General features: G+C 56.6%; 2 protein-coding genes. Both read left to right on the forward strand.

Going from position 1 to position 3,688, the window contains the following annotated elements; translation table 11 throughout:
* Positions 1–162: 162 nt before the first annotated feature.
* Positions 163–1,614, forward strand: a complete 1,452-nt coding sequence (locus tag ACLJOU_RS46795) for a hypothetical protein (RefSeq protein ID WP_410575767.1) — start codon at positions 163–165, stop codon at positions 1,612–1,614.
* 643 nt (positions 1,615–2,257) lie between these two features.
* Complete coding sequence (locus tag ACLJOU_RS46800) at positions 2,258–3,295, forward strand: hypothetical protein (protein WP_410575768.1); 1,038 nt, start codon at positions 2,258–2,260, stop codon at positions 3,293–3,295.
* The last annotated feature ends 393 nt before the right edge of the window (positions 3,296–3,688 follow it).

The following is a 3,688-nucleotide window of genomic DNA, read 5'->3' on the forward strand; positions in this document are numbered from 1 at the left end:
TCTCGCAACCTTGGACGACGACACGTGCTCTGCACTTCCCCAAGGGGAAGCGCCGACCCCTTCGGGAAGACCTTGTTGCACCCGAACGTAGCCGCGTTCATCCTGGGACAGCGGCAGGCCGCGCCGCAGTCCAGCCATGCCGGGAAGGGACCGGGAGAAGTAATGGAGAAGACAGATATCGATTGGGGTCCGTTCGAGAAACTTCTCGAATCCGTTCGTGAATCCCCGCGCACGCTCAACGTCAACAGCGAGGCGGACGTGAAAAGTATTGCGCAATTAAAAGAGTTCTTCCGGGCAGAAGATCGCGAAGAATTTTTCGACCAGCTGTGCCAGGATTGTGGTGCACGGCAGGACGACCCGCAAGACGCCGTACTGTTATACCGCGCGCTGACCGCACAGGAATTGCGGAAAGAAGACAACAGCATCGTATACGGAATCAAATTATCGCCCGACAATGCACTTTTTGCCTCCCGCCGCCTGGGACCATGGACCGAGTTAGCGAATGCCGAGCAGCGACGGACATTCACGATGACGCCCGTCCGTGGCCTGTTCCTCAGCACCCCGGGCAGATGGGAGCAGATCAAAGATCCCAGCGTTCCCAGCATCCGCGATATTTATGTACCTGACCTTGCTCAGCCGACCGTGTTTCAAGATATCACCGAGGATATTCTGAAAGTTATGCAGCTGATGGCCAATGTTGAATTGACTCGCTATTACAATGACGACCAGAGCATGTTTCACTTCGAAGGGAAACCTTGGGTAGAAGTACCAAAGGAGGCAAACCTGCAGGAGTGGTACAGGCCTCGAGCTACCGACGAAATATCGGCCGCGCCGACTCGGGCATCGGCGAGCCTGGACGAGGGATCGAGGCTCAAGCGTTCGTCGTCGGACAACCGTTCGGGCCCGGCACGCGCCTATCGTCCCGCTCAGATCGCGAAGCATCGTTCGGCTCCTCGGATCAATGACTATATCCAGGCTGCCAAGATTCGCGTAAAAGGAGTTTGGAAAGGGGGCGAGTCTCCGGTCAGGGAGCTGCTCTGGCCGGAACTTGCCCAGTGTGCGGGAAAGTCCAAGCAGATCAGCGACATGTTCAAAAGTCAACTCGTCGAGGTGGTGGAAGCGGGCCGAGTCGGTAGGTTCGAACGATCATATGTCTGTCCGGGATACGTTTTCGAAGTCGGTTCGACCCTGGCTGTCTCATCGCGGCCCGAACGTGCCAATGGCGTTAGTGGCCACAGCCTCGGGATCGATTGGTCTGTGGACTGGGAATTCCGACACAAGTTCATCGAGGAGCGCAACAGAAACCTGTGTGTGAAGCTCAGAAGCGCTGAACCGGGGGATCGATTTACGTGGTATGTGATGGGCGGTGTCGTCATGCTGGCACCTCAGGAAGTGCTCGTCGAACCACTTGAAGGATTCTGTGACTTTATCAGGGCAGTCTACGGTGACAGCTTCGCGCTCGGAGGCCTCGTGGGGATGATTTCCGGGGAAATAGTCGTCGAGAAGAGGCCGCTACGCGCCCTGAGCGTGCGCATCGCCAAGAGCCAGCAAGCGGATCTCGTCAAGAGCGGCCTCCGTAGAGGGGGATGGAGGGGGAGCGTCGTCATCGGGTGAGTATAGGAAGAGGGTTTCGGATGGACAGAGCGAGCTTGCGGCATTCTCCAGCGAGTTGCTCCCCCGGCGAGTGGTTCTTCCGCCGCGGACACCGGAAACGCGTCCCTGTGTTGCGTCACACCACCCGGCTCACCGAGATAATCGATCAGGTCGTCCCCGCTCATCATCGCGACCCCTCGATGTTCCGATCCGCACAGCGCAACAGTCGCCGCCTTCCATCCAGCGACGTCTTGCCCGCCTGTTCAACCAGCGTCCACCCGTTCTACCGCTTCCGTAACCAGCCCGTAACCGGCTGGCAACCAGCTCGCAATAGTCAGATGCGTACACCCGTGGTCCAAGCTCGCGGCCACAGCCACAGCCACGGCCACGGCCGCACGAACCGGCCCGTGACCCCGCCCATCCATCCGATCCCGGCCAACCCGTACGACATCGACCGCCACCAGGATGATCTCCGACTAGCGCAACTGCCGATCCGACACAAAGGGAAACTCGGACGGTATCGTGCGATTCGCTTTTGGGTAAACTTGGTGCGCGATTGGGCAGGAAGACTTCATGAGAAATCACCTTGGGTTACGATGGTGATCGACTGTTACTCAATCTGATGACTCCTGTGAAGTCATGCCACATCGACAGAGGTGAAACCATGGCCAGTCCAGAATTTCTGGCACATGACAACGGTATCGAATTCCGAAAGGCGCGATGCGAGGCATTTGCAAATCGATCCAATCGGGGTGAGTATCTTTGGGGGACAGGCGACCTCTACGCAATACTCGGGCAAATTGCGCAAGGCCTGTCGCAAATCCCGTCCTCCTCGGATGCCGGGACGGTTATCGTGAAACAAAATAGTCTCAATAAGTTCAGAATCAGCGTAAACGACAATACAACTAGGTTCGCGGCAGTGATGCTGGCAGGGGCGGACAAAATCGACGACATTGAAAGGTCTCTCGCCAACTTTATGGTGGCAGAACCGGATCACGTCATTCGAATCACATACAATGCCCTCAAGGATACCTGGGAAGTCGTCGATGACCTTAAGTCTGCAATCAGCGAGCACGATGAGCAGAGTGTGGCAACGTACGTGCACGTGCGGAATCTGATGTTTAGGCTCGTTGAAGCCGTAGAAACAGTGTGTGTTGCTGTCAAGGACGACCTTGCAGCGTACAAGACAATGAATGATGACACCCATGGAATCGACGAAAATCTGAAATCTTCGCTAACGAGCTTCGGGGAGCAGACCGGGAAAGTCGTCGACCTAACCCGAGAATCGGCGAATATGGTTAAAGACGCCCTTGGTAAGTCCTGGAGCTTCCGGCCTGAAGTGATCCAAAGGACCGTCGCGGACATTTGGCGAACAACGTCTGCTGCGTGGTACAACGATGCCGTCAAGAAAACCAAGATCGGATCGAGAGACCTTGCCGTGGTCATAGACGAGAAGCTTGGGGAATTCAATTTGGCATTCAGTCCGGATCCTCAATCTATGGACAGGCGAATGACCTGGGATGATGCCGTCAAGGCTGGTGTGGATAAGATTCGTCCGGTCGACTTCAAGGGCGACATCGTATGGGAAAAAGTCTATCTGATCACTTTGGACAAAGAACGTGTGCCGATGCCGATCGAAGCGGACTTGACCATCAGGTACGATGGCAGCCAAGTAATAGCCATACTTGGAGCTGAGTATTGAGGTGACCTTGCCGGTGCGGCCAGAATGACGGCTCAAGTGGATCCGAGTAGACGCGCTTATGCGCCACCTTCACGGCCCTGACTTGCGGGCGGCAACCCAGGACGCATCGCCAGACAGCTTCAGCTCCATCGCAAGAGAGCCACCACTTGGTTCTCGTGGCGCGGTCGAAAGACCTCGATGTCACAATGATGACGTGAACGGCCAGGTCACGTGGTCGCACTGGGACATAGACTGCTTGATGGCTCGCTGCGCCTTTCTTCTGCGCTTAGGAGCTGTCCTGTAAGTCATCGGAGCCAGAGCACGATGGCGGCGATGGTCAGTTCGGCCTGGTAGTAGGCGGCGCGTTTGGCGTAGCGGGTGGCCAGGTCACGGAATTGCTTGAGCCGGTTGAAG

It is taken from the genome of Amycolatopsis sp. cmx-4-61 (assembly GCF_046548775.1).
Lineage (GTDB): Bacteria > Actinomycetota > Actinomycetes > Mycobacteriales > Pseudonocardiaceae > Amycolatopsis.